The sequence below is a fragment of the Arenicella chitinivorans genome (assembly GCF_014651515.1).
Classification (GTDB): domain Bacteria; phylum Pseudomonadota; class Gammaproteobacteria; order Arenicellales; family Arenicellaceae; genus Arenicella; species Arenicella chitinivorans.
The window spans coordinates 531,520-557,506 of sequence record NZ_BMXA01000001.1 but is presented as its reverse complement, the minus strand read 5'-3'; the positions used below and the strand labels follow the sequence as shown (position 1 = coordinate 557,506).

Annotated in this window: 18 protein-coding genes; 3 read left to right on the top strand and 15 right to left on the bottom strand. The window is 47.9% G+C overall.

Annotated elements, in window-relative coordinates:
* Positions 1-16 precede the first annotated feature (16 nt).
* The 10 genes from IE055_RS02475 to IE055_RS02430 form a co-directional block, all read right to left on the bottom strand.
* The gene (locus IE055_RS02475) at positions 17-1,282 is read right to left on the bottom strand and encodes a M35 family metallo-endopeptidase (protein ID WP_189398416.1); all 1,266 of its coding nucleotides are present in this window, start codon (positions 1,280-1,282) and stop codon (positions 17-19) included.
* Position 1,283: 1 nt separating this feature from the next.
* Positions 1,284-3,908, bottom strand: a complete 2,625-nt coding sequence (gene gyrA / locus IE055_RS02470) for a DNA gyrase subunit A (protein ID WP_189398415.1) — start codon at positions 3,906-3,908, stop codon at positions 1,284-1,286.
* Positions 3,909-4,031: 123 nt separating this feature from the next.
* On the bottom strand, positions 4,032-4,814 hold the full coding sequence (locus IE055_RS02465; protein ID WP_189398414.1) for a hypothetical protein: 783 nt from the start codon (positions 4,812-4,814) through the stop codon (positions 4,032-4,034).
* Positions 4,811-6,010 carry an NAD-dependent epimerase/dehydratase family protein gene (locus IE055_RS02460; RefSeq protein WP_189398413.1) on the bottom strand — a complete coding sequence of 400 codons (1,200 nt, stop codon included), beginning with the start codon at positions 6,008-6,010 and terminating at the stop codon, positions 4,811-4,813. Before IE055_RS02460 ends, IE055_RS02465 begins: the two co-directional genes overlap by 4 nt.
* A 26-nt stretch (positions 6,011-6,036) precedes the next feature.
* Complete coding sequence (locus IE055_RS02455; RefSeq protein WP_189398412.1) at positions 6,037-7,416, bottom strand: glycosyltransferase family 25 protein; 1,380 nt, start codon at positions 7,414-7,416, stop codon at positions 6,037-6,039.
* Between the two features lie 105 nt (positions 7,417-7,521).
* Positions 7,522-7,872, bottom strand: coding sequence for a hypothetical protein (locus IE055_RS02450; protein ID WP_189398411.1), 351 nt, complete (start codon positions 7,870-7,872; stop codon positions 7,522-7,524).
* 149 nt (positions 7,873-8,021) lie between these two features.
* Positions 8,022-8,897: a hypothetical protein gene (locus IE055_RS02445; RefSeq protein ID WP_229794089.1), complete on the bottom strand. Its 876-nt coding sequence runs from the start codon at positions 8,895-8,897 to the stop codon at positions 8,022-8,024.
* A gap of 247 nt (positions 8,898-9,144) precedes the next feature.
* Positions 9,145-9,696, bottom strand: a complete 552-nt coding sequence (locus IE055_RS02440) for an ABC transporter ATP-binding protein (protein ID WP_229794088.1) — start codon at positions 9,694-9,696, stop codon at positions 9,145-9,147.
* A gap of 557 nt (positions 9,697-10,253) precedes the next feature.
* Positions 10,254-11,105, bottom strand: coding sequence for a glycosyltransferase family 2 protein (locus IE055_RS02435; RefSeq protein WP_189398408.1), 852 nt, complete (start codon positions 11,103-11,105; stop codon positions 10,254-10,256).
* A gap of 97 nt (positions 11,106-11,202) precedes the next feature.
* The gene (locus tag IE055_RS02430) at positions 11,203-12,456 is read right to left on the bottom strand and encodes a glycosyltransferase (RefSeq protein WP_189398407.1); all 1,254 of its coding nucleotides are present in this window, start codon (positions 12,454-12,456) and stop codon (positions 11,203-11,205) included.
* 370 nt (positions 12,457-12,826) lie between these two features.
* On the opposite strand from IE055_RS02430, the gene IE055_RS02425 reads away from it, so the two are divergent.
* Positions 12,827-13,342 carry a hypothetical protein gene (locus tag IE055_RS02425; RefSeq protein WP_229794087.1) on the top strand — a complete coding sequence of 172 codons (516 nt, stop codon included), beginning with the start codon at positions 12,827-12,829 and terminating at the stop codon, positions 13,340-13,342.
* Here the strand turns inward: IE055_RS02425 and IE055_RS02420 are convergent.
* The 3 genes from IE055_RS02420 to IE055_RS02410 all read right to left on the bottom strand — a co-directional run bounded on the left by IE055_RS02420 (position 13,328) and on the right by IE055_RS02410 (position 19,944).
* Entirely contained in the window at positions 13,328-14,260 is a 933-nt protein-coding gene (locus IE055_RS02420) for a glycosyltransferase family 4 protein (protein ID WP_268244522.1), read from the bottom strand. The genes IE055_RS02425 and IE055_RS02420 overlap by 15 nt on opposite strands.
* 184 nt (positions 14,261-14,444) lie before the next feature.
* Entirely contained in the window at positions 14,445-16,442 is a 1,998-nt protein-coding gene (locus IE055_RS02415) for an acyltransferase family protein (protein ID WP_189398404.1), read from the bottom strand.
* A 76-nt stretch (positions 16,443-16,518) separates the two neighbouring features.
* Positions 16,519-19,944 carry a glycosyltransferase gene (locus IE055_RS02410; RefSeq protein WP_189398403.1) on the bottom strand — a complete coding sequence of 1,142 codons (3,426 nt, stop codon included), beginning with the start codon at positions 19,942-19,944 and terminating at the stop codon, positions 16,519-16,521.
* A gap of 300 nt (positions 19,945-20,244) precedes the next feature.
* Between IE055_RS02410 and IE055_RS02405 the strand changes: the two genes are divergently transcribed.
* Both IE055_RS02405 and IE055_RS02400 read left to right on the top strand, forming a co-directional pair.
* A complete protein-coding gene (locus IE055_RS02405; RefSeq protein WP_229794085.1) occupies positions 20,245-21,375 on the top strand; it encodes a DegT/DnrJ/EryC1/StrS family aminotransferase in 1,131 nt (376 codons plus the stop codon).
* A 9-nt stretch (positions 21,376-21,384) separates the two neighbouring features.
* A complete protein-coding gene (locus tag IE055_RS02400) occupies positions 21,385-22,749 on the top strand; it encodes an exopolysaccharide biosynthesis polyprenyl glycosylphosphotransferase (RefSeq protein ID WP_189398402.1) in 1,365 nt (454 codons plus the stop codon).
* Here the strand turns inward: IE055_RS02400 and IE055_RS02395 are convergent.
* Both IE055_RS02395 and IE055_RS02390 read right to left on the bottom strand, forming a co-directional pair.
* A complete protein-coding gene (locus IE055_RS02395; protein ID WP_189398401.1) occupies positions 22,724-24,982 on the bottom strand; it encodes a glycosyltransferase family protein in 2,259 nt (752 codons plus the stop codon). The two genes, IE055_RS02400 and IE055_RS02395, sit on opposite strands and share 26 nt — an antisense overlap.
* Complete coding sequence (locus tag IE055_RS02390) at positions 24,979-25,950, bottom strand: SDR family NAD(P)-dependent oxidoreductase (RefSeq protein ID WP_189398400.1); 972 nt, start codon at positions 25,948-25,950, stop codon at positions 24,979-24,981. The genes IE055_RS02395 and IE055_RS02390 overlap by 4 nt, the downstream gene beginning before the upstream one ends.
* Positions 25,951-25,987: the final 37 nt, after the last annotated feature.

Here is a 25,987-nt window from a genome sequence, read left to right as displayed (position 1 = left end):
GCCCACGGAATAAATATCAACGTTCGTTGCCAAGCAGCAAGTCCACAATCGGCACCAGAATGCGTGGTATTGATTCCGGCTCCGGCGGAATCAATGGATCAAGCAGAGAACCAGGCTCATCGCCCTCATCACCACCTCCATTATCACCATCACCACCCTCTGTTGGCATTGGCAGGCCTGTCGGGTTGGCAGCAAAATACTGGTAATTAGAGGCAGCCCCGACGGCACGATCAGGGTTGGTTATTGCTAACCCCACAGCCGCGCCTTGGCCGTAAAGCGCACCATTAACACCATGGGGACCATCGTCAGTGTTTGCCGTATCATTGAAGTGGCTGATTTCATGGACCAGAACGGATGCCTGAGAATCCCCACCCGCTCTCGGCATGCCAAAGAATCCGTCGCATAAGAAAATTTCAGACGTACGCGCACCATACACATAGGCGATAGTGCGGTTAGTTCCAGCTTCGCAAGCACAATCAAACGTAAATCGTCGGCTGCTAGCTGCGCTGTAGATTCGAGTCATTCCGTCTTGCACGCGATTCCAGCGTGGCTGACTGTATTGCCCAAACCAATAACGGTAGCGACGCGCGTCCGACCGCGCACTTATCAATGTGTTTCTGAGGTCATCGCGGGCGTGGCGTGCGTAAGTCTCCGCGACACTCAACGCTCCGTCCGCCGCGGCCGCCTGCGCAACACTGCAAAAGCGTGCAACCGAAGCCTGCTTAGGTGCGACCTGCTGAGGTGAGGCCTGCCGAGGTAATGCGGGTTGTGCTCGCGATTCGGTTAACCAAAACTGCGCACCACCACTTTCTATAGCACCACCTTGGCCATCCCGATGGTAAACTTGATACCCTCCAACCTGTCGTACACCGTAGCTTGCCTCAATATCGACTTCGGCAGTCACTGACTGCCCGGGCACCAAAACAGTGTAATCATTGATTGACGGCGGAAACCGCATGGCAAGAATTCCTTGATACGGCTGAGGCTCGCCATTACGCACAACGATGAGAAAATCTTCCGCCACCGAACCTTCGAGCGCCGTGCCATATTGAAGCAAACGCACCACCTCAGAGGATTGATTTTGGTAAGTGACTGAGATCAATACAGAGTCCGTTCGCGCTATCTGCGTCTTCGTAGGTGAGATCGATACGGAGATATCTGGCGGCAAGCCTGCCGAAACCGACGCAAAACACCCTACGCTGAGCACTAGGCTCAGCAACAATCGAACCCAGCTTGTTTGCCGTACAATCTGAACCAATAAATGCTCTCGAAATACTGCCAATTTACTCGTTATCGTGCGTCTCCTCGTCCGATTGTACACCACCGGCATCGCCGTCAGCGAGTTCATCGTCGCCTGATTCGTCGTCGTCCGACTCCGCGACCTTCTCTATACTGATGAGCTTCTCACCACCAGAAACACCAATAATTTTCACGCCCTGCGTATTGCGACCAATCACTGACACCTCGCAGACCCGGGTGCGAACCAGCGTACCACCATTGGTAATCAACATTGCTTCGTTACCTTCTTGCACCAAAATTGCGCCAACCGCATTGCCATTCCGATCACTGGTCTGAATGGAGATCACGCCTTGGCCGCCGCGGCCTTGCGTATTGTATTCCGACAGCATCGTGCGTTTGCCAAAACCGTTTTCAGTTAGGGTCAATACCGCCGACTCTGCATCACCTGCGTCACAAATAATCATGGCATTCACTTGATGCCCATCACCGACTTTAATGCCACGTACGCCGCGCGCAGTGCGACCCATTTGGCGAACATCCTGTTCTGCAAACCGAATAGCTTTGCCCGAGCTACAGAACAACATGATTTCTTGTTCTCCACTGGTCAACCCGACACCGACCAACGAGTTACCATCCACCAGATCCAGCGCGATGATACCGTTAGCTCGAGGACGCGAAAAGTCCATCAATGATGTCTTCTTGACCGTGCCGTCGCTGGTGGCCATGAACACGAATTGACCTTCGGTAAACTCTTTCACCGGCAAAATCGCAGTGATGTGCTCACTATTTTCGAGCGGCAAGAGATTCACAATTGGCTTACCCCGCGCATTGCGCCCGGCCTGTGGCAACTCATAGACTTTCAACCAATAAACCTTGCCTTTGTCCGAAAAGCACAGAATGGTATCGTGCGAATTGGCAACAAACATACGTTCGACAAAATCTTCGTCTTTGGTTTTGGTTGCACTTTTGCCCTTACCGCCACGACGCTGCGCGCGGTAGTCACTCAGAGGCTGTGACTTGGCGTAACCTTCGTGCGACAAGGTCACCACCAAATCTTCCTCGGCGATCATGTCCTCTAGCGTAAGATCGAGCTTCTGATCAATAATCTCGGTGCGCCGCTGATCGCCATACTCTTCACGAATAGCAACAAGCTCTTCGCGAATCACTTCCATCAATCGGTCCACGTTTTCCAAGATATTTATAAATTCGGCGATTTTCTCGAGAACTTCGGCATACTCTTCACGAATCTTGTCTTGCTCGAGGCCGGTCAGACGATGCAAACGTAGATCCAAAATGGCCTGCGCCTGCTTTTCAGACAATCGGTATTCATTCCCGTGCAAACCCAGCTCAGGATCTAATCCAATCGGCTTGGAGGACACCGCACCGGCGCGCGCAATCATATCGGCCACCACACCCGGCGTCCAACTGCGCCCCAGCAGTTGCTCTTTCGCCACAGCGGGGCTGGCTGATTGTTTAATCAACTCGATCATCTCGTCGATGTTGCTCAAGGCAATGGCCAGGCCTTCCAGAGTGTGGGCCCGGGCACGCGCCTTACGCAAATTGTAGATGGTACGACGGGTTACGACTTCTCGGCGATGTTTAATAAACTCTGCCAGCAATTCCCGCAGGTTAAACAGACGCGGCTGATTGTCCAGAAGTGCAACCGTATTGATACCGAACACCGTTTGCATTTGTGTCTGTTGAAACAACTTATTGAGAATGACCTCAGCAACTTCGCCACGACGCACTGAAATAAACATGCGCATACCGCTCTTGTCAGATTCGTCGCGCAGCTCCGTAATACCGTCGATTTTTTTAGTCTTGACCAGTTCGGCGATCTTCTCCAGCAAACGTGCTTTGTTCACCATATAAGGCAGCTCGGTCACGATAATCGCCTGCCGACCATTGCTCTCATTAGTCTCAATGTGCGTACGAGCACGCATGTAGATTTTTCCACGTCCGGTGCGATACGCGTCTCGGATCCCTTTGGCACCGTTGATAAAACCTGAAGTTGGAAAATCCGGACCGGGAATATGCTCCATCAATTCATCAACGGTGATGTCCTCGTTGTCGATCATTGCGACACAGCCGTTGATAACTTCCGTAAGATTGTGCGGTGGAATATTGGTCGCCATTCCAACCGCGATACCGGAAGAACCATTAACCAACAACGTCGGAATTTTGGTCGGCATCACCGATGGCTGCATCTCGCTTTCGTCGTAGTTCGGATAAAAATCGACGGTTTCTTTATCAAGATCGGCGAGAATTTCGTGTGCGATCTTAGCCAGTCGAATCTCGGTATACCGCATTGCGGCGGGCGAATCGCCATCAATCGAACCAAAGTTACCCTGACCATCCACCAACGGGTAGCGCATAGAGAAATCCTGCGCCAATCGAACAATCGTGTCGTACACAGCTGTGTCACCGTGCGGATGGTATTTACCGATCACATCGCCCACGATACGCGCCGATTTCTTGTACGGCTTGTTGTAGTCATTATTAAGCTGCGACATGGCGAACAACGCGCGTCGATGCACCGGCTTTAGGCCGTCTCGAACGTCTGGCAACGCTCGCCCAACGATTACACTCATCGCGTAATCAAGGTAGGATTGACGCATCTCCTGCTCGAGATTAGCGGGGATGGTTTCTTTAGCAAATTGGTCGGTCATATAGAGGCAGTTGGCAGTACAAATGAACCCCAGTATTATAACGGACTAAGGGCTCATTTGCATGGCTTAGCGTAATTTGCAACGCCAATCATGGTGATCTCAGCGTCACCTCGACTGCCAAGATTATGCTTGCCCTACTCCTAGCTTCCAACGCGCCTTCAGAATTTCCTCTGCGGCGTTATAGAGCAGTAGGTCAGCTTCATTTTTCTCTAAGAATTGTGCATAGAGACTCTCTCCCAAATCATCCCTCACACGCTTGACAGAATCGGCAACACAGACAGGAGCTCCGCGCGAACTATTCTGTATTTCATAAGAAAGATCAATACCAGGAAAATCATTCTCAAGCTCACACTTAAAATACGCCATACTTGCATCAAAGTACTCCACTAGCCCTACTAATGGTGTGCACTCTATTAAATTAATGGCACTTTTCAATAATTCATTAGAAGAAAGACCCAGCCTACCCGGCACACACGCCGTCAAGTAGCTTGTATGGAAATTGCGAATCGTCTTCGGCACATCATCGCGAAGTCGCCATCGAACATACTCTGAAAACGATAACTCCTTTGCCTTAACCGCACCCGGGGTCTTTGCATTTTGTTTTCTTTCGAAATCATACACACTTCTAACACGGGCCACCGGATGCCGCAGAAAGAACAATAGATGGAATCGATAACCAGGCACATCAGCCAAAGGTAGACGAATTGAGTGACTTGAAATTGCCTTCAGCCCCTTGTTCTCTCGCAGAACCTCGCCCATGTACCCCGGCTCCATACGCATCCGGTCATCGTTTCGGTCATCTAGAAATGCCCATTTAAAATTTTTTTTTAGTATCCAGTCAATGGTTGAACCCGCGTTTTTAAACAAATGCGCGTGCACTATCACCGGGGAGTCCTCACTACTCATTTGATAACGTGCTCTTTGATTTCAGCAGCGCGTTCTTTATTCCAAGTTGAAACACAAGGAATCTTAGCCTGGTCACAACGCCCAGAATACTTTTCCGCAATATCTCGGACCTCAGACAACAAACCCTCCTTTAAAGTAACCGGTTCAAGGCCATGCGACAAAAACTTATCATTCTTAACGTGAAGCTCGTTCTCGTCCGCCTCATTTCGTGGGTTAGTCAGATACGCAACCTCACAACCAGTTAGATCAGAAATCATTTCGGCCAAGTCGCGAACTTTATGCGTCTCCGTCATTTGATTAAATATCTCTACCTTGACACCTTTTTTAGGCGGATTCCGTAAGGCTATCTCGATACATCTGACGGTATCTTGGATGTGAATAAACGCGCGCGTCTGCCCGCCAGTCCCATGCACCGTCAAAGGGTGTCCGACCGCTGACTGCATTAAAAATCGATTTAATACAGTCCCGTAGTCGCCATCGTAGTCAAACCTGTTTATTAGTCTTTGATCAAGCTCAGTTTCTTTAGTTTGAGTTCCCCAGACGATCCCTTGATGCAAATCTGTAACTCTAACGTGGTCATTCTTATTATAGAATGCGAACAACAATTGATCCTGGGTCTTTGTCATATGATAGATACTTCCTGGGTTAACTGGATAGAGTATCTCATTTTCAATAACTTGCCCTTCGTCACCTTCACACTTAATATTCAAGTAGCCTTCTGGAATTTTCATGCCTGCACTACCGTACCCATACACCCCCATAGTCCCTAGATGAACAATATGCGGATCCAACCCTGCATCCACAACCGCTGCAAGCAAATTGTGCGTGGCACCGATATTGTTCATCACCGTGTAACATTTATGCGCGGCGCTTTTCATAGAGTATGGAGCGGCTCGCTGTTCTGCAAAATGGATTACCGCATCTGGTGAAACCTGTTCCAATACCGCCTTAAGACCAGCGTAGTCTTCAGCCATATCTATATTCGCGAACTGAATCTCTTTTCCAGTTATTTCGTACCAGGCTTTTAAGCGTGCATCCATAGACGCAATTGGAGTCAGCGAAGAACACCCCAGCTCATTATCAATATTTCGGCGAGAGAGGTTGTCAACAATCGTGACATTGAAACCAAGATTGGATAAGTGAAGAGCGGTGGGCCATCCACAAAACCCATCCCCCCCAAAAACAATAACATTCATAAGCTTGCTAAAACAGAATTAATTAATTAGTTAAAATGAGAACGTGGAGTATACCCAAGCGGCGAGTGAATAACCAAAGGAGTTGAACAAACATAAACGTTAAAATCATAAGAGTGATCAAGCTTTGTAAGAATCGACTCCACAATACCCCCCACCCGACCACTCAATTCGCCAAGAGCATCACTCAAACCCAGTGCGTACATTTGCCAATCCACACTATGCACGACCCCATCACGAGCAACCAACCCTAATAGCTTCCTAGCGCCTTTTGGTGACAACAAGTAGCCGTCGCCGCCAATAGCACGACAATCATCAGACAACTTCCGATTCGCATATTGCGCTTTCTCGAATTGATATTTGCTCAAGTCATTGGACGTCCATCCCCCAGCCGCGCGATCGTTGACAAAGCAATAATCCATATCGCTCGGCAGCGAAGCTAGAAGCTCTGAAACATTATATTGATGAGACGGAAGCGCATCATCCTCCAAAACCAAGACAACCTGTTCATCATCTAACTTAGCCACTTTATCCCAAACAGAAATATGGGACATTGTGCAGCCAATCGCATTCAAGGGCCTCTTTGATTTAAATATTGAGTCCACGGCTATTTGGGGAACGCTTGCACCAAATATTCCCGGGTGGCGCTCAGGCTGAATTCCAATCTCCTTATAAAGTGCTCTCAGAAGCAGAAATCGTTGCGCATCCCGATCGAGGTTGATACAGACAACAGAAAAAACACCTGAATCAGCGCCTCGCGCGATCTCAAGCGGGGAATGACGCTGCATATTCTTACCACCGGAACCCTGAAAACCTAGCAACGCCTTCGCAAGGACCATTTTACCTTTCAGCGCTTTTTGACCCACCATCGATAAACCCGCAGCCTCGATACCCAGAGGCACATTATTGACCAAAAGATCTAATAACGCGTAATGACGTGTAGCCGATGCCATTTCCAGCACGGCGTTTGCTACCCACGGGTCTGTCGCCTGCGAGTATCTATCCAACTCACCCCTCACCTCATCAACACGCCCCTGCCTGAGCTTCACACGGCATTGACACAAATGGAGTGCTGTAACCTCGGGAAATTTGCTTGACAGCCCAACAGCGAGCTCTAAAGCTTCCCGCAGCCGACCTCTTTTTATAAACGAATTTGCCAACTGATTTGCCAAAAGGGCTACCTTCGAAGAAGGCAAATCCCCTACGGCACCACATAAACCCGACACGACCTGCCATAGCTCATCATACGCGACACAATCGTCACACAAGAATTGCCCAATCGAGGCCCAGTCATCCTTGGTTCCAATTAGGTCTCCGGAAGAAACCCAAGAAAAATCACCTGAAATTAGCAGCTTACTCCCTTGCTCAGGAGTAATCTCTTGAGGTAATGCCCTGCGATTGAAAAACATTTACATAAACTCCAGCACAAACTAAAACAGCGCTGGCACCCTCTGGCACCAACGCTGCTGTATTTATAGCAGAAGTTAACACTCCTGCCATCTGCTCAACTACTATTAAGAGGCAGACATAAACACGCTTTGGATGGGAGTACCAAATCCTTCGCAGTCAGCGCCACCAGATGGCACTTCTAACTGTACAGACTGTTCCAACGCATACGCTGTCAAAAGAGAAGCGATAACAGTTTTAGCGCCAGCGCCATCAGAGTTTACACGATAAGTAGTAGTGCAAGCCGCGCCGCCAAGCAAATTTGAGTCCAAAGTTACGAAGTATGCACCCGTGCTATATGGACGCATTTTAACAATTTTAGCAACTGCAGTACGAGGCTCAGCGTTAGCCGTACCTGCGAACAATGTCATACCCAACGCAGCAATCGCTAACGATTTAACTTTAGTTTTGATATTCATCATAATTTCCTTTTTTAGAAATGGTTAGTATCGATACAAGCAATATACCTGATATCCAACTCCTGACACAAGAAATTAGCCTGATTTTGTCAAGTTAAGTTTCCAATGCATGAGGCTGAATATACCGGCACTGCGTTAGCTTAACATGTTTATCTCGCAAAAACGCTATCGATTAACCTTTTAATTGTCGGAGCAGAATCGTAATAAACCCTGTATGCCAACAGCAACATGCCATCACGGCTCAGAGGTGGAACACACAAATTCTTTTGTTTGGACACGCAAAACTCAAGCACCTTTTGCTTTACCTCATCTACATTAAAACGAGGTTCTGAACTAAAGGGATAACCTGAAAAATCAGTCGAGAATAACTGCTCATTTGATAAAAACCGCTCAGCTACTCGTCTGTTACCTGCATTGTATCGACGAAGAAATGATTCCGCATCTGATCTCGCCGGCAGCAGCTGAGGCCCATCAAAGCACGCGACCAAATACTCAGACAACTGCCTTTTTAGCCATATATGATATCCAGATTGGACAGAAAAGATCCGATTAAACCAGACAAGACCATACTGCGCTTGGCCCGGCAGCCCGCGATTAAACATCTCCGGATATTGATATCTAACATCCGAAGGCAAGCCCGCCGCATCACAAAAATCGAGCAGCAATGCATTGGCCCCTCGCCGGGGTCCTTCGAAACGTCGTATCACGAGGGCTTCTTCACCAAAAACCTCTGACCACCGCTCAAGAAGAGCATAATAGTCATAGTAAGAGTCCACGTTTGAAGATGCCTCAGGCAGAATTTGCAATGAAGAATTTGTTTCTTTACATCGAGTACTAAAGAGACTTACCGCTACCTTATCTTGTCGCCTCAGGTAAACCACCACCGAGACCTTAGAGGCATACGGTGAAAGCAAGTCAGCCAACGCCTTCACCTCCTCAACGCTCTTTAAGCGAGAGTGGAAATGCTCAGAAGAAATTACAACTGTATTGCTGCTCTGTTTCAACCAGGCTAACTCAGAATTCAACCTCCGACACAGTGTTCTCTTCCACCGAATTCGTTTCGCCACGTCGTCAATCCCATTCGTTCGGGTGTAGACATCTGACCTAGAATTGCTCATGCAATAAGCGACTAAAGCTCTAGCATTCTCCCTGCCCAAACATGACAAGTGCCGCACACCTGCTGCACCAATGACCCTTCGGTTTGTGCGCAGGAATTTTTGAATTGTGGTACTGCCAGTTTTCTCAGTCCCGATGTGAATGATTACGCGCATTCTAGTTGCTAACGCAGCCTTCCTCGTTGCCACTCAGTTTTAGCGGACTCAGATCCACTCCGTCAAGCTCAGGCATAGTGGCACGCTGACTTAACAATCGCCCTAGTGTTACACTGCACTCTCGCGCGTAGACAAGTGAAAATCGCATGCAGAACACCAGAACAATACCGCCAATACTAATCGTGGCGCCATCAGGTCTATACATAAGGTACAGAAAAAAAATCGCTACCATCATAAAACCACTAAGCATATCCGAAACAAGCCCATTCTGCCGCTCCTTCGCGAACTGGTAGTTTTGCTTTCTGATAGGCTCCAAGTACTCTTCATCACTTAGTCTTCCCAAATTTTTTCTTGCCGCCTGAGCCTCTTTAGATAAAAAAACGTGCTTCCTTTGTCTCAAAACCAAATACACAGTCAGCAACGGAATAGTTGAGATAACCAATCCTCCCAACAAGGGACTGATATAAAATAGTGCAACGACCATCAACGAGAAAAAGAGCGTTATTTGTATGAGTTTAGTTGCCGCATCATACCCTCGAGGCAATTGATCCATTGCGTACTTGCGGTTATCTAACTTCTTGTCAGACAATAAAAGATCAGGACCTCGCTGCTGAAGAAGGCGTCGCACACTAAGTAACAGTCGCAAATTGACTTGACCATTAACATACGCTCCAAGAGAGACCAGCCCGAGGCATGAAATTAACACGTAGGACACCGATTCTGGCGCAATCACAAACTGCGAGGGCAAGTACGAGTTCACTGTCTCAACTATTGGAGTCACGGAGTTCGGACTGACTATCGAAAGCAATGTCTTGAATATGAATACAAATGTAGCAATCCCGAATAATCGGCCTATAAATCCAGTAAGGATAATGCACATCGAACGAATTGGCATCACAACCACCAGTCGTAAATAGAACCGTAGGACCGAGGCCGACCGTTTGATCTGTATATTTGGAGTCAACGCCTTTTTCATTTATCAAAAACTAAGTTTAGAGTATTGTCAAGATCACCCTCGCGTCGAACCGAACACCAATATTCATTGAATGACGAGCTCTAGCAAAGGCGGCGTGATTGTCGCACAGTTACCAGCAAGCTGAACAGACTCTTTTAACCGCGGGTTGGTCGACTGTCATTAAAGTACTGCACGGACACCATTTTGGGCACAACCAAATTTTTATTGCGCCCGTGAAAAAAGTCCCGGCTGGCCGATAACAAGTACTTAACTAGCTGCGCACGCCCCGAACACAATAATAAAAACGCACGCACAGGCGCTCTAAAAACAAGAACCCAAATGAACATACTAGGACGATGCGTGCGATAAAAATCTAACATACTCCATGTTTCATGGTACAACCTGAGAGGTGCCAATGAGCCTTCACCGGAGCTACCTGCTCCCAAGTGGGTTAACTTTATATTATCTATAAAAATCTGCGTAAATCCATGCGTACGAGCTCGCGATGCGAAATCCAGTTCTTCAAAGTACAGAAAGGTGCGCGGGTTGAGGCAACCTATCGCTTGGAAAACACTTTGATGGACCACCATATTAGCGCCACTCACATACAGATTTTTGTCGGCCAGCGAGTCTAACTCACTTCTCAACATAACCGGGCGGTATCGAGTCGTCCAAGGGTTGAATTTATAAAAGCCAGTGAATTCATATTTTCCCGCTTCAGCAACTTGAAATCCATATATATTTGGGCTCTTTTGGCGCAACGACGCCACCAAACTTGATACAGTGCCCTGCTCAACCATAACATCATTGTTCAGCATCCACACCCAATCAACACCCTCCTCTTGCAATTTCGCGATACCAAGATTCATTCCCAATGAAAAGCCAGAATTAACTTCATTGCGAATTAGTATGAATTTGGGTCCTCGCCCTGAATTTAAGCGTTCGATACCCCTTAAAAACAGCTCAAGCTTTTCAAAATCCTGTTCTTCAGAGCCGTTATCAGTCACGACCACCACCTGCAAGCCAGACTCGAGAGCCAGAGACTTCAACAACGCGATCGTCAAATCCGCCCGCCCCCACTGGAGTAATGCAACACCGACTTTGCTATCCATGGTCACTTCCTTTGACGCATAGCGCGGAATATAGCGCCTCAGTTCTATCACAAAAAAGTGTGTAATTAAACTCACTCTTCACACGACGCTCAGCTGCCTCCCCACGTTGATCAACCAGTTCACAATCATAAGCGAAACGTTGAATAGCCGCGCTCAGTTCCTCGACATCATCAGCTGTCACAGTGATAGCCTCCCTTCCATCTCGAGCCACCCAAGGAACACCGGAACTCAGGTTAGTATTAATAACAGGCCTTCCATGAGCCATAGCTTCGATCTGGACCAACGCAAACGCTTCACTAGGCAAAGTTGACGGTAAAATCAAGCAACGAGAAGCACGCAACAAGGTATCAACATCTTGATCATCCGCGTCGACGACGAACCGTACGCGGTCCGATATGCCAAGTGACTTAGCCAATGTTTGGTGTTCACTCAAAAGCGGCCCGTTTCCGACCAAGACCAAGCCAGGTAAATCGCACTTGACTAACTGATGCACACATCTCGAATACGCCTTCAACAAGACATCAATTCCTTTATATGGCACGTGTCGACCGATCATTAGCATGTAATTGGATTCACTAGGTGCTATATATTCTTTAGAATCACTCGCTTGTGGTATACCAAAAGGGAGTACTACACACTTGTGTCTATACGCATGGAGCATTTTTGAGTGCGTCAACAATGGCGGTGAAGAAACCACTACCTTAGCAGCCTTGGCTAGCATTAGTTTGGTGAAAGGCCTCACTAACAGAGAGCTTAGTTTTTGTGACACGATTTCCGAATGCCAGTAGACGACCACGGGCGCGCTCTTTCGTCCAATCAAAAGAGCGGCCACATCTGCAATGGGAAATGGATAGTGAACACAGACAATGTCGCAAGTGCTAGCAAGTTTACGCACCTGCCACAATAAGCTAGGCGCGATTGGCATCGAAAAAAGCTCCAGAAATGAGCGGACCGTCCTCAACTGGGTCTTGTCCTCCAAAACACTGGTGCTGTCACGATCCGCGGTAGTCAGCACAGAACTACTCCACCCTCTGGGGTTGAGTCCTGCGCATATTCGCTGAATAACTGTTTGAACACCACCTTGCGTCGGGAGGTAAACTTTGCAGACGTGCAGTACGCTCCCAACCTTGCCCTCTTTCATGCTAACCATAAAAATATCATAAAACTCTAACAAAACTAATACGCCAGAACGTGAGTAACTAATATTTGTCCACACGCCACGACGCGAAAGATACCATGCATCCACGGCGAATACTGGCTCGATAGAAATAAAGGTTTGACCCGGTCTCTCCTGTCAACTCTTGTTATTCAACTAGACCCTCTTCTACAACAACCAGTAAACTTGAACTCAAACTCTAGAGACACGTATGGATACTTTATAAAATGGGCAACGTATTAATTGAATGTTAAAATCTCGAGCATCGAAGACACAAGATAGAAATTGAGAATAACCGAGAGCACCAGTACCATTCATAAACTTCAATTGAGACTTTTCATACATGCAACTCCCTCCTCTAAAAACTCCTTCACTTTTAGCTATTCTGATTGCTACAGGCACCCATTCACTTACACATGCTCAAATCCAAGCCTTTGAACTTAAAGATGTAAGGTTGGGCATGAAGAAGCAAGAGGTGATCGATCTTCACGAGCTATGCGAGCATGAAGCTCAAGAGTCTGTCACGATAATCGACTGCAGCGACTCCCCGAGCAGGGTCTTAAAGATCGCGTTGGACGAGCCTAGCGATTCAGTCTACGAAGTCTTCTTCAGCAAGTACTTTGACTTTAATCCGAGTTGGACAGAGCTAAAGTCACAGATTGAAGCGCGATATCAAGAGGCCACAATGGAGTCTGGCGGAGATTTCGAGGAGGGCGGCTTCTCGGGCTTCAAATATTCCATGTGTTATGGCGCCTGTGAGAAAATTGAAGACCCGGGTTTTGACGACAAAGTCTCAGGTGCCCCATCAGGTAAAAGTCTAACCGTTTATTACAGCAGCGTCAGCACTTACAACGAAGGCTATCTATCTTTCAAGCTTGTCGATGAAACCCTTAAAAGGAACGCATTGAAACGCAACAAAGCTTTAAAGCAGATAAAGAAGGCTGAGAAGAATAAAACAAAGTCAACTATCGATTAATACGCCTCTGTCATTTACTTCACCTAACACCTTTAAGAACAAATTACGATGCTCTGCCCGACATCGCTCAAGATCTTTAGAACCCGAAGTCGAGTTGAAACGAGGTACATACTCACAGCGACAAGAAGATATTTTTTGGAAAGAATCAGCGATTTGATGAACCGACTTAGGATCAAACCAAACTTCTGCGTCAGCAAACAGCTCTTGGTAAATGGGAATTGCGGAGATGCACAATGGCAAACCGAAGGCTCGCGCTTCCAGCAAAGGCAAGCCAAAGCCTTCATCCAAACTAGTTGACACCAAACAAAAAGCTTTCGTATACAATTCCACCAGCTTCTGGTCTGTGACGTCATGCATTACGTGAATACGCTCTCGGTACGGTGAATCATCTAATTCTCTGTACATAGCTGCAGTCTTCCAACCATCTCTCCCAACGATCACTAAGTCTTTTTGTCCTCCAGAACGGGAATACAAATTGAACGCTCGGATTAGACGAACATAGTTTTTGCGTGGTTCCAGAGTACCTACGGCTAGAAAATGATTACGGTCTTGGTGCACGCACGATGAATAATCAGCAGATCTTTTGACTAAACTAGCATGCTTAATGACGCATACCTTACCATTTGAATACGGCAGGCTATCCTCTAATGTTGACCGCGTAGTCTGGCTAACCGCGATGATTGCATCTGATTTTTTAACTGAGCTAGGCATCCAGACACGCTCAGATAAGCGTTGCAAGAATGGCATAGTTTTAGGATGGGTCTTCCATACCAGATCATGCACGGTCACCACAGATTTCGTGGAGCTGGGCATCCAAATTGGCAGGTGCTGCCGGGGGGACCAAAAAAGGGCGGGTTTGTCCTCTAGCAGCCACAAAGGAACTACCAAATGCCAAACCCATGAAGACCCAACCCTCATCCGTAAGTTTCTCACCCTTGGGCTACCAAGACTGCGCAGAATCCCACTCGGGATAGGTTGGTCAGAATACAGAATCAACTCCACATTTGGCAGTCCCAACAAAGAAGGCAAAGCCAGCAGAGTGTAGCGCGATATCCCACCTCCCCCCCTCGTCAGGGGTCTCGCGTCAACTACGACCAAGGAACTAGTTTTGGCTGGATTGTCTTTCAATTGAATTTCTCGACCCAGGCAGCAGTCCCAATTCCCTCAACGTATCCGCATAAACTTCTTTAAATTGCTCTCCAATAAACTGAGCAAATCCCAAAGAAAGATGATGTCCATCGTAATACATTGGCTCACCTCGCGCGTCAACTACACAGGACTCATTAGTTAGATCCGAATCCCCGCAAGCCGCCAAAAACTTATCAAGATAAACATAGTCAACACCTTCTGATAGCTTCTTTGCCTGGTTTGATCGTGACTCACCTCGTCCCGAATATGAAAGATACTCTGTTGCCTTGCATGCATCAACTGACCCAAAACGGTTTGCGACTTCCGCACACTCTTGCTGTGTATTGAAATACGTACCGATAACAACCAAACCAACATCTGGATTCATTTGCTTCAACCGCCGAAAGGCATCCCAATCGCCACGCTTGTTGTCTGCAAACGGCTTGTTCGAACTATAGACAATGTAATCTAACCCCTTTACAAACTCTAAATTGAGGCTGCTGACTCTATCACTACATGCTCTCTTCTTCACATCAGAAACAATGTCTCCCTTTTCGCTAACATGAATATGACAAAAATTCGTTCCTCCGAACATAATAAGATTGACGTCGCTTCTATCAGCCATAATCTCCGTCAATATGTTGTATCCATCGGGCTCATGAGAGTTTCCATAGACAAGCACTTGTATTGGTTTACTGAAATCGCAGTTGCGTGATTGTTGGTCTTTGATGGTACACGCTTGACGAGTCAACACATACCGCTGTTGCTTCCCTAGCTTCACCTGATCCTGAGAAAACAGCTCATCTTTAATCCCAGACAGGCCAGAACTGAATACCATCAGACCGCCCAGACCTGCAGTAAGCACCATCATCGTAGTACAGCCTACAAGAAAACCTTGATTTTCTCGGAACAAAGTTTGTTGATTGCGCGATACGCCGCTTGGCTTCCTCAGAGGCTTCTCTACGCCATAATAAATGCAAAGGCTTATCAGCACCATCAATACAACAGCGAGCCACATACTCTCCTGAATAACGCCTCCGAACTCCAAGTGCCTCAACACTACAATCACTGGCCAATGAACCAAGTAAAGAGTGTAGCTTATTAAACCAATAAACACTGCGACGCGGTTACTTAGTATAAGTTGTGACAATATCGATCGCCCGCTTAAAATCAACAACAGGGTACCGGCACAAGGAAGCAATGCATAAAAATATGGGAACGGCGTCTCAGAATCGTAAACCCCAATCGAGACCACAACAGCGATAACCCCGCACAAAAACATGAGTTCTTGGTGTATTCTGCTTTGACTAACTCTCTCAACTATCCAAACACCTGCGGCTCCAACAATGAATTCGTAGACCCTAAAAGGTGTTAGAAAGAAAAGCGCCTCTGTTTGATTTCGAAACCAAGCTAGCTCTATATGAGCTAACAATATCGCTGCAATCAAGGACCCAGAAAAGAGTATTAAGAGCAGCAAAAATTGCGTTCTTCTAGAAAAACGGGCGGCAAAAAAAACCAATACGCCCGGCCATATCAAATAAAACTGTTCTTCTACACTCAACGACCACATATGCAACAGCGTCTTACTTTCAGCAGCAGTATCAAAGTAGCCGCTTGAATTCCAAAACAGCATATTGGCCAATGAAAAAATTCCCGCAATCAATTCATGCGAATAGCTTTGTAATTGGGAAGAAGAATACAGTGGTATGACAACTAGAGTCGTTAAAATCAACGTCGCGATCATCGCCGGGAGGAGCCGCCGAGCTCTGCGTAGATAGAAGCCAGCAAAACTAAACGAACCGGAATGACTCACTTCATTAACGATTATTCGTGTAATCAGAAACCCACTGATCACAAAGAAAATGTCGACTCCCACAAATCCTCCACTTAGCTGATCGATGCCAAGATGGAATAGAATCACGCTTAAAACTGCAACAGCACGCAAGCCGTCAATGTGAGGATAATAAGTCATATTTCGTGAAGAGATATTCAGTTTAGCCGTAGCCTACGAAAAATACGCTACCACTACAGTGATAAGATGGCAGGCGTTAACCCCGCGCTTGACCTAAAATCTCACGTATTGCCGTTAGGGCGGACTGTCGCGAGTAACTTTCAAGTAAAACCGAGTCTGACATAGATATCTTGGTAGCACATAATTCGTCGTCATCAAGAAGTCGGCGCAGTTGCAATGCATACTCATGAGGATCGTCACTCACGGTTAAATAGTCCCCCACGATGCCTGGCAACCCTTCCGCTCCGATTGTCGTCGTAAGCACGGGCACCCCATATTTCATACTTTCAATTACTTTTCCTTTTACCCCCGCACCATAACGCAGTGGCACGATCGCCACGCGAGCTTCCTTGTATGCCTGAATCAACTCATCTTCGGTTACGTAGCCCCTGATATCCACTAACTCACTCCGCAACGCTTCTACCTGCGGCGGACAGTTCGAACCGATCACCGTCAATTTAGTATTCGGGTGTGACTCAATGACGTGAGGATATACGTTATCCATAAACCACATCAACCCATCCAAATTGGGAGGATGACCGAACCCGCCAACAAACAGCAAGTTCGGACACTTTGCGACACCCCGAAATTGGCTAAGGTCCTCTTTTTCGAACCAATACATAGGCATATAACTGCAATTTATCGAAGGATCCTCGTTTGCCACAAGGTTTACCTCGCCTGCCGACAACCACATCGACACATCACAACCGCGCATCAGCTCATATTCAATCTTCTTCCATTCCTCTGACGACAACCCGCCATCAGAGTTAACACCCAGTTTTTCTTCACGGGCGACCCGAATGTAATGCAAATCAGCTCCGTGATACGCAATAAATGGAACCTGCTCAACGGACTTGATTTTATGCAAATAGTTGATCGAAATGTGTGGTCGATTCAAGTAAACCGCGTCAATTCTGCTCGCATTGGCTCGATACCATTCAAACCAGTTTTTCTTGTAATGGTCGCCGTACAGCACTTCGACACCGAGCGCTTGTAGCTGTGCGGTGTATGGTTGATGGGGATAGAAGTTATCGCCAAGAAAAATAACGTGAACGCCCTGCTCAATAAACAGCTCGATATAGCGTTGAGCGACTTTCGAGCCGGCATCCTTATCGTAAAACGGCACGTGATGATCAATAAACAACAAGACTGGTTTGCCACGCCCGTGAACGCGAGCAGAAAATAACGCCTCTGGGCCCACGTAATGCTGATCGGCAAGAACTTGCTTCCATTTGTGAGCAAATTTTTCCTTATTTACGACCTGATACTGCTTTATACCGGCGGTTTCATCATTGCCATGAGATACACCTTCAAAATGCACCACGCGCGCCGTTGGTACATAACGTACCCGTTGACCTTTATCACGTGCGGCAAAACAGAAATCCGTGTCTTCATAATAAGCAGGCGCAAACCTGTCATCAAAACCATTAACCTGGTGCCACAATGCCATTCGGAAAACCAAACATGCGCCAGAAACGTAATCCACATCTCGGGCAAAACTGTATTCCGGCTTCTCCGGCTTGTCCAAACGCCCGTAATTCCAGCCAGACGCATCATTAAATATAATCCCGCCCGCTTCTTGAACGCGACCATCCGGGTACAAGAACATGGGTCCGGTAATGCCAATGGAAGCATCTTCTTCTAACGGCGCAACCAGCTCGGTTAACCAGTTTTCTTGAACATTTGTGTCATTGTTCAACAGGACAGCAAACTCACCCTTTGCGTGAGACATCGCGTGATTACAGTTTTTCAAAAAACCTACGTTCTGTTTGCCGCGAACCACGGTCAAGCCACTTACGCGGTCCTCAATCGTCGCAGTCTCATCGGTCGAACAATCGTCCGCAATAATAATCTCGAACTCTATCTCATTCGACGCCGTGTGCTTAGCGATGCTGTGCAGACAGGACAACGTCGTTAGGTAGTTGTTGTAAACGGGAATAATGATCGATACCTTCGGGCACACTGAAGGCTCGAATGTGAGTGGCTGATCACGCCACGCATTTGCTTCATCAGGATCAAAAATGTCCTGCGTCGCAGAGTGCGGCAGATCAGCACTTGAGTACTGCAGCAGCGCATGGTCGAGACTTGCACTGACCTCACCGCGCCCCCAAAGCAACGCTAAACCTTTTCGAAGGCGGTTTACGCTCAGCTTGCGCAGGAATACCCCCGGGTTGCGGATCAACATTGAAATGAGCAACCTTCTGGCCGAGACTTTTGGCAAAACCTGCTCCAAATCAACAGCGGAATGCCCATACGTAGCAACATCCATCGCATGATACAAATTGGGCCCCGGCTGCAGTCGGAAAAGTTTCTTTAATTTCCCAATGACCGCACCAACAAAGTAACGCTTAGATCCCATGTAGGTCTTCACTTCACCACCGATTTCGAGTAACCGCCGATTCAGTTCCGCCACCACGTCATTGAATTCAGAGATCTCACGTTGTGCGTCGCTCAGCTCTGTTTGTGCGTCGCGCAGCTCTGTTTGTGTGTCGCTCAGCTCTGTTTGTACGTCACTCAGCTCACGATGTGCAATGCTTAGTTCAAGCCGCAAGTCTTCTAGGTTGTCGCGCAGACGCGTCTGTTCATGCTCAAGGTTCGCGATATGCTCAGCAGCAAGGGTGTGATCTCTCGCCTGTTTTTCAATTTGACAGTGCAGACTAAAACTGGAATCCAATTCACGCCAATCAAATGTACCCAAAGCAATGACGGGGAGTTTTGCAAGAGATTCTAACTCATTCTGTTGAACCAAACTCCAGGCGTGTGCGACTTGTGGAAAGGAATCAAGTAGGTCACTCTCCTTCGCATCCTGGCTCACTAGCTTCGGGTCAAAAACGGCAGCTACATCAGCGGCATCCAGTTGCGCAAGATCAACATCACTGTCTAAAATTTGGTTGATCACCTGCTGGAACGTCGATGTATCTGCCTCAATATCATTGAATATCAACTGCTTGACCTCGAGCCCCGTTAGGGCCGCAGCGATCATTCGTGTTTGGTGATACCAAAACACCAAGCCATGAGATAGAGCGATGCCATTGCGCTTCTGTAAAGAACGAGCCACTGAGACCGGGTGACGGTGTACAACCAGATGGTCAGTGACATTCAAGAAACGCGTCCAAACTGGCCAAGTGATGCTCATCCGAGGATCTTTTAAAAACCAGCTTTGGTGGCGTGACAGTCGCGCCGAGATAACTTCTATCTGCGGCGCGAACAATGCACACAAACGATCAATCTCTGCGGCTTGTATCTCAGGTCGCAAAGTAAACCAATTCATGTCTAGTTCTGCGAGCATTTGATCGTTCAAATCGACGACATCAGTACGCTCCCAAAATCCACGTTTATTATCGTCCGCTGCCGCCATTCGGTAGTCGTCTTCGGCGTACCAGCAGCCGGCGGCAGATATGAGACTGGCAGTCAAAGAGGTCCCTGACCGGTGAACCCCGTGAATTACTATTCTTTTACTCATAGAGGATACTTAAAAAGCGCTGTACTTGAGAAATTATGGTCACCGGTCGATTTACACCTGCAGCGTGAACCACAAAAGACCTTGCTGCGCTGATAAAACCACCGAGTGGTAGGCGGATATCGAACATATTAAAGCGCGTCACCGCGAATTCGAACTAAGGATGAACAAACACATTAATGAATGTTGAGGTATTACTATTCTTACTCTGGGCAGGAGTATAACAAAAGGCATATTTAAATTATAATTTAGTTCATTTTTTGCCAATCATTCGGCGCCAACCAAATAACCAGAGATACAACTTTGAGCATTCCCTTCATCGATTTAAAAACCCAGTACAACCGCTACAAGTCTGAGATCGATCAGCGCGTCCTTTCTGTATTGGAGCATGGGCAGTACATCATGGGACCAGAAGTCTCTGAGCTCGAGTCACAGCTCGCTGACTTTCTCGGCGTCAAACACGCTCTGGCTTGCTCTAGTGGCACTGACGCCTTGGTTTTGCCATTGATGACCAAGTCTTTAACAGCCGTCGACGCGGTGTTTATTCCGACCTTTACATTTTTTGCCACCGCGGAGTCTGTCTCGTTGGCAGGTGGTACGCCGGTCTTCGTTGACATTGATCCGCAAACGTACAATATGTGCCCAGAAAGCCTCGAAGCGGCGATTAACCGGGTAACGCAAGAAGGTCGATTGAATCCACGCGGCATCATACCAGTCGACTTATTTGGCATCGCGGCGGATTACAAACGCATTCAACCGATTGCTGACAAACATGAGTTGTTTGTTTTGGAAGATGCCGCGCAAGGGTTTGGCGCGGGCTATTTTGGGCAGCGCGCTGGCGGAATAGGCGATGTCGGTGCGACCAGCTTTTATCCAGCCAAGCCACTCGGCTGTTATGGCGATGGCGGTGCTGTCTTCACCAATGACAGCAGTTTGCACGAAGAGCTCATATCACTTCGAGTTCACGGCCAAGGCCATACAGGAGACAAATACGACAATATTCGCATCGGGATGAACGGCCGCATGGACACCATTCAGGCCGCGATTTTGATCGAAAAATTGGCTCATTACGCGGAAGAGATCGAACTCAGAAACAACGTTGCACAACGCTATACACATCGTTTGCAAGGTGTTGTGGAAACCCCGATTGTACCCGAAGGCCAAGAGAGTGTCTGGGCGCAGTATTCTGTGCAAGTGGCGAATCGAGACGAGGTCAGAGAAGCACTCGCACAGGCTGGCATCCCGACTGCGGTGTTTTACCCCACCCCGATCCATCGCTCAACCGCGTATAAATCGCTGGGTTCTGAGAATTCCTCGTTCCCAGTCAGCGAGCATGTTTCAACGCGTATATTCAGCCTGCCGATGCATCCCTACCTTAGCGAAGAGCAGATAGATACCATCTGTGCGGTTCTGGTTCAAACAGCAAAAATTTAACGACGCATCATGAATCGTGGCACCATTCGCAGTGTGCGAAGCCTATTGATACTGGTTTGTGATCTCGTTGCACTATTGACGATTTTTTCAGGCGTATATCAGTTACGTCTGAAAAACCTACCGGACTATCTCTCTGCGGACCTTTGGTTAATTGTGTTCACTTTCATCAGTACGCTGTACCTGTCCGGCACCTACGTCAAGGAAAAATCAGGTCGACTGCCAAGGCTGCCCATTCGAACCTTCTTCGTATGCATTGTCGGCGGCGGCTTATGCGTCCTATGGGTGTATTTGCTTGGCCCCAAAGAATTCAATAACTATTTTGGCCGTGGCGTGCTTCCGCTTGGAACTCTGCTGTTCGGTATCGCCACCACGCTCGTGCGCTATGCCGTCAACAGCTTATACCATCTACAAGAAAGCCGGATTGAACTACTTTATGTTGGTTATTCACCAAGCACACATGCATTTCTTGATGAACTGCGAAACCATCAGGAAAACCGAGGGCTTTCCATTCTCAGCACCGAAAAAATCGATGTTGAACAACTCGGAATTACTCAAATTAGCGAGTTTCTCAGCGCCGAAACACTAAAACAAGGTTGGCAGGCTATTATTATTGACCCAGAGTTCCATCCCACCACTCAAGAGAAATCAATGTTGATTTCAGCGAAGCTGTCTGGGGAGTCCGTGATATCACTGGCCGATTATTACGAGTCGCACTGGTTTATGGTGCCGGTGAATCACATCAGCGACGAATGGTTTCTGCATTCACAGGGTTTTTCAATGCTCGGTAGCGCCATCTCGGCAAGGATAAAACGATTGCTGGATGCGGTGTTAGCGGCGGCGCTATTGATATTGACCGCACCAATCATACTGTTCTGCTGCTTAACCATTAAAGTGACTTCTCGAGGCCCAGCGTTGTTCAAACAGCGTCGAGTTGGTTTACGCGGCACTCAGTTCACCATATACAAACTCCGCACGATGCATCAACACGCTGAAGCTTCTGGTGCACAATGGGCGCAAGAGGATGACCCACGCGTGACGAGGGTCGGACGTTTTATGCGTCAGACGCGACTGGACGAACTGCCGCAGTTTTGGAACGTGCTACGCGGTGAGATGAGTTTTGTTGGCCCTCGGCCGGAACGACCGGAGTTTACCGACACGCTTGCCGACGAGATTCCATATTATAACTTGCGCAACCTTGTGAAGCCTGGCATCAGCGGCTGGGCGCAAGTCATATTTCCATACGGCGCGTCAACCTCGGATGCGTTACGAAAATTACAATATGAACTGTATTACATCAAACACCAGTCGTTATTGTTGGACTTAAACATCATGGTTCGTACTTTACTGACTATTTTCCAGCGTGGCGGTCGCTAGCGCTGTCAAGAAACCGAAACAGCATTAAGTATTCACCGTCGAACTCCAACGCGGCAAGACCCTGGTAATTATTGATGAAAGCGCGGCGACGCTGCGATAAGCAATCATTCTGCATATTGTTGTTATTTTGATCTTTATTGACTACAAAATACTGCCCAGAACTGACGCCATGAGGCTTTCCCCGTTTGAGCATTGCCGAAAATTGAAGCGCCAACGCAGACTTGTTTTCTTCTTGATCCAGGTAACAAAGCCGGCGTAAAACTCTTTCCCAATAAGACCGCGATGCCATACGATGGTGAAGGTGTAGGTTCTTGACTGTGATTGGTAGTTCAGCAGCAAGATAGTAGCTGGTGGAAATGTCTGTCAGCACTATCGCGCCGACCGGCAACAGTCCGCGTAAAGAATCGATATCAGACTGGTATTTAAACGAAGCACCGGTGTACACGTAATGTTGTCCGTAGAATACGCTCCAATGGCGCTGAGCAGAACTCGACTGTTGCTTCAAATCAACACGCCGACCATCGAAATGTACCAGTGCATGTTTCGCCACAATCAGTGCTAAGGCAATTGTTAAACCGCCTGCCATTCTGCGTGAACCCTTCGAGTAGGATTTGTCAGTAGCTCGGGCCCAGAGAAAAAAGATACTCTGTGCCAACACCAAAGGCGTAAACAGCAATATGGCAACACGCCATGCCGAATGATAGCGCAACACATCAGTCAACCACTGATAAAAATAGGGAGACACACAAAAGGCAAATGCCAGCACCGCGTTTACCGCCAAGAACAAGTTCATCACAGTGGGCTTCAGGTATGCCATAACCACCGCGATAGGGATTGCCAATATCCCAGCAAACAAGAACCCCTCGCGCAGCTGGAGATGCCAGCCTGGCACAAATAAAACACCGTCAAATAACCCCTCTGCAAGCAGCGGTTGTTGTCGGTAACCTTGGGACGGCAACGCCATATCAGGAACGAATAACGACACCAGATGCTTATAATCTACTGTAAACAGAAACAGCACGGCAGCGACAATAAGTATCCCAACAGAGACACGTCGTCGTTTGAATATCAATGCAAGGGAGCAGAGACCTAGCACCGACGCCGGTATAATATGTGCCAGCGCTTTATCAATTGAAACACCACGGGTGATGGCTTTTTCGCCAAGCAGCAGCATCGTGTAACAGACAATTACCACCACCGACAACTGAAAAAACCAATATAGCGTTGCGCTATAGGAGCCAGCCAGGTTTCCGCCGGCACTGCGCTGACACATACTTTGCACAAAGGCAAAACCAAGCATAGCGACAAAAAACCACACCAGCTCTAGTTGGTGCGTCAATGCGATCTGGATCAGCAATACAACCGCCACAGCCACCGCCGCATGATGACGGGCGAAGAGCGATTTGAGCTCACCGACAACACTCCCTTGAACCTTAGAGGTAACGCTATACAGAGTACAAAAAACGACATAAAACAATGCAAACCACAAAGCATACGCCACATGCGACGGCCAAGCCGAGACACGCATATACGAAATCCCGATGCCCGGGAGCAGCATAAACATGACCGCCGCCAGCACCGCTAAAGCGGTGTTCCTGCCCAATGCTAGGGCGAATAGATAAACCCCCATTAACTTCAGTACGGCGCCCCACGCAGTAAACGAATTCCAAATAACTGGTAACTGCTCGCCGGATAATGACCTGAGCAAGGCCAGATTGCCGTGCCAAAGCGGCGGATAGTAACGTTGTGAAATACCATCCAAATGGCCTCGCTCCAACGTAAATGAACTGGAGTGAACCATTTCGTTCGCCAAAGACATATGCCACCAAGCGTCCGAAATTTGTTCAATCAGTCCTCCGTTATAAAACAAAATAACAAATGCCAATAGATATAGGCCCACTCGAAACCAGAGGATTCGATCGAATGTCAGTGCCCATTGGCGGCAAACCAGAAACCGGTAGCATGTCAGAATGAGCGCCGCCGAGGTAACACACACAAAAACCGGTAACAGGTTTTGCCATGACATCGCCAGGGTGTCAGCAACCAACAAAACCACGCCGTTGAGACCGAGAGAAAGCGAAAATGCGGCTAAAACCTGGGCTTCGAGATTTGACACCAGCTCGCGATACCCAACCGACCAAGTCGCTAAACAATAACTCAGTAAAAATCCATTAAGAAAAAGTAGATAAGCAATCCAGAGATGAGATTCCAGATTAAAAAAAATCGGCATCATTGCACGTAATAATCCTTATACCATGCAGCGAATTGCGCCAATCCGCGATCAATTGAAACACTGGGGTTGTAATCGAAGTCGCGCACCAGCGCCGTGGTATCGGCCATTGTCCTCGGCACATCGCCGTCCTGCATCGGCAGCATATTAATGTTCGGCTCAACCCCTAAATGCTTGGCAAGAGTCTGGATAAAATCCATCAACTGCACCGGCTCCCCGCGACCAATGTTATAGACCGCATAACCGGATGAATTGCACTGACTCTCGGATACTCTCAGCACGCCTTCCGTGATGTCGTCAATGTAGGTAAAATCACGAATCATGTCGCCGTGGTTGTACACTGGGATCGGCTCCCCTTTGAGCATTCTCGAGGCAAACCGAAACGGCGCCATGTCTGGCCGCCCCCACGGGCCATACACCGTAAAAAAACGCAGTCCGGTACAACGAAATCCATACAGATCCACGTAGGCATGTGCCATCAGCTCATTGGCTTTTTTGGTAGCCGCGTAAAGTGACACCGGGTTATCGACGCGGTCACTCTCTTTGAACGGAAAATTCTTATTGGCACCATAAACCGAGCTCGATGACGCATACACCAGATGAGATACCGCATGGTGACGACAAGCCTCCAATATATTACCAAAGCCCACTAAGTTCGAATCAATATATGAGTTTGGATTCTCTATCGAATAGCGCACACCAGCCTGCGCTGCCAGGTGAACAACCACGTCGAAACGCTGGCGAGCAAACAGCGCACCCATCGCATCTCGGTCGACGATATCCATCTCTTGCATGGAGAAGGCATCTGCTCGGGCGTGGTTTTGAATACTGGCGTGCCGGGCTCGTTTCAGCGCCACCTCGTAATAGTCATTAAAATTATCGACGCCGACAACGGAATGACCTTGAGCGAGTAACTTTTGGCTTAAATCAGCGCCAATGAATCCGGCCGCGCCGGTGACTAGAATGTGCATTTGGGTAGAAAGCTGAGTTGGGATTGTTGTCCAACAA

Excerpts from the sequence above, each read along its gene's own strand:
- IE055_RS02410 (WP_189398403.1), bottom strand. The coding sequence starts at position 19,944 with ATGAGTAAAAGAATAGTAATTCACGGGGTTCACCGGTCAGGGACCTCT.
- IE055_RS02465 (WP_189398414.1), bottom strand. The coding sequence starts at position 4,814 with ATGAGTAGTGAGGACTCCCCGGTGATAGTGCACGCGCATTTGTTTAAA.
- IE055_RS02390 (WP_189398400.1), bottom strand. The coding sequence starts at position 25,950 with ATGCACATTCTAGTCACCGGCGCGGCCGGATTCATTGGCGCTGATTTA.
- IE055_RS02400 (WP_189398402.1), top strand. The coding sequence starts at position 21,385 with ATGAATCGTGGCACCATTCGCAGTGTGCGAAGCCTATTGATACTGGTT.
- IE055_RS02395 (WP_189398401.1), bottom strand. The coding sequence starts at position 24,982 with ATGATGCCGATTTTTTTTAATCTGGAATCTCATCTCTGGATTGCTTAT.
- IE055_RS02425 (WP_229794087.1), top strand. The coding sequence starts at position 12,827 with ATGAAGAAGCAAGAGGTGATCGATCTTCACGAGCTATGCGAGCATGAA.
- IE055_RS02415 (WP_189398404.1), bottom strand. The coding sequence starts at position 16,442 with ATGACTTATTATCCTCACATTGACGGCTTGCGTGCTGTTGCAGTTTTA.
- IE055_RS02460 (WP_189398413.1), bottom strand. The coding sequence starts at position 6,010 with ATGAATGTTATTGTTTTTGGGGGGGATGGGTTTTGTGGATGGCCCACC.
- gyrA (WP_189398415.1), bottom strand. The coding sequence starts at position 3,908 with ATGACCGACCAATTTGCTAAAGAAACCATCCCCGCTAATCTCGAGCAG.
- IE055_RS02440 (WP_229794088.1), bottom strand. The coding sequence starts at position 9,696 with ATGGATCAATTGCCTCGAGGGTATGATGCGGCAACTAAACTCATACAA.
- IE055_RS02455 (WP_189398412.1), bottom strand. The coding sequence starts at position 7,416 with ATGTTTTTCAATCGCAGGGCATTACCTCAAGAGATTACTCCTGAGCAA.
- IE055_RS02420 (WP_268244522.1), bottom strand. The coding sequence starts at position 14,260 with ATGAGGGTTGGGTCTTCATGGGTTTGGCATTTGGTAGTTCCTTTGTGG.
- IE055_RS02450 (WP_189398411.1), bottom strand. The coding sequence starts at position 7,872 with ATGAATATCAAAACTAAAGTTAAATCGTTAGCGATTGCTGCGTTGGGT.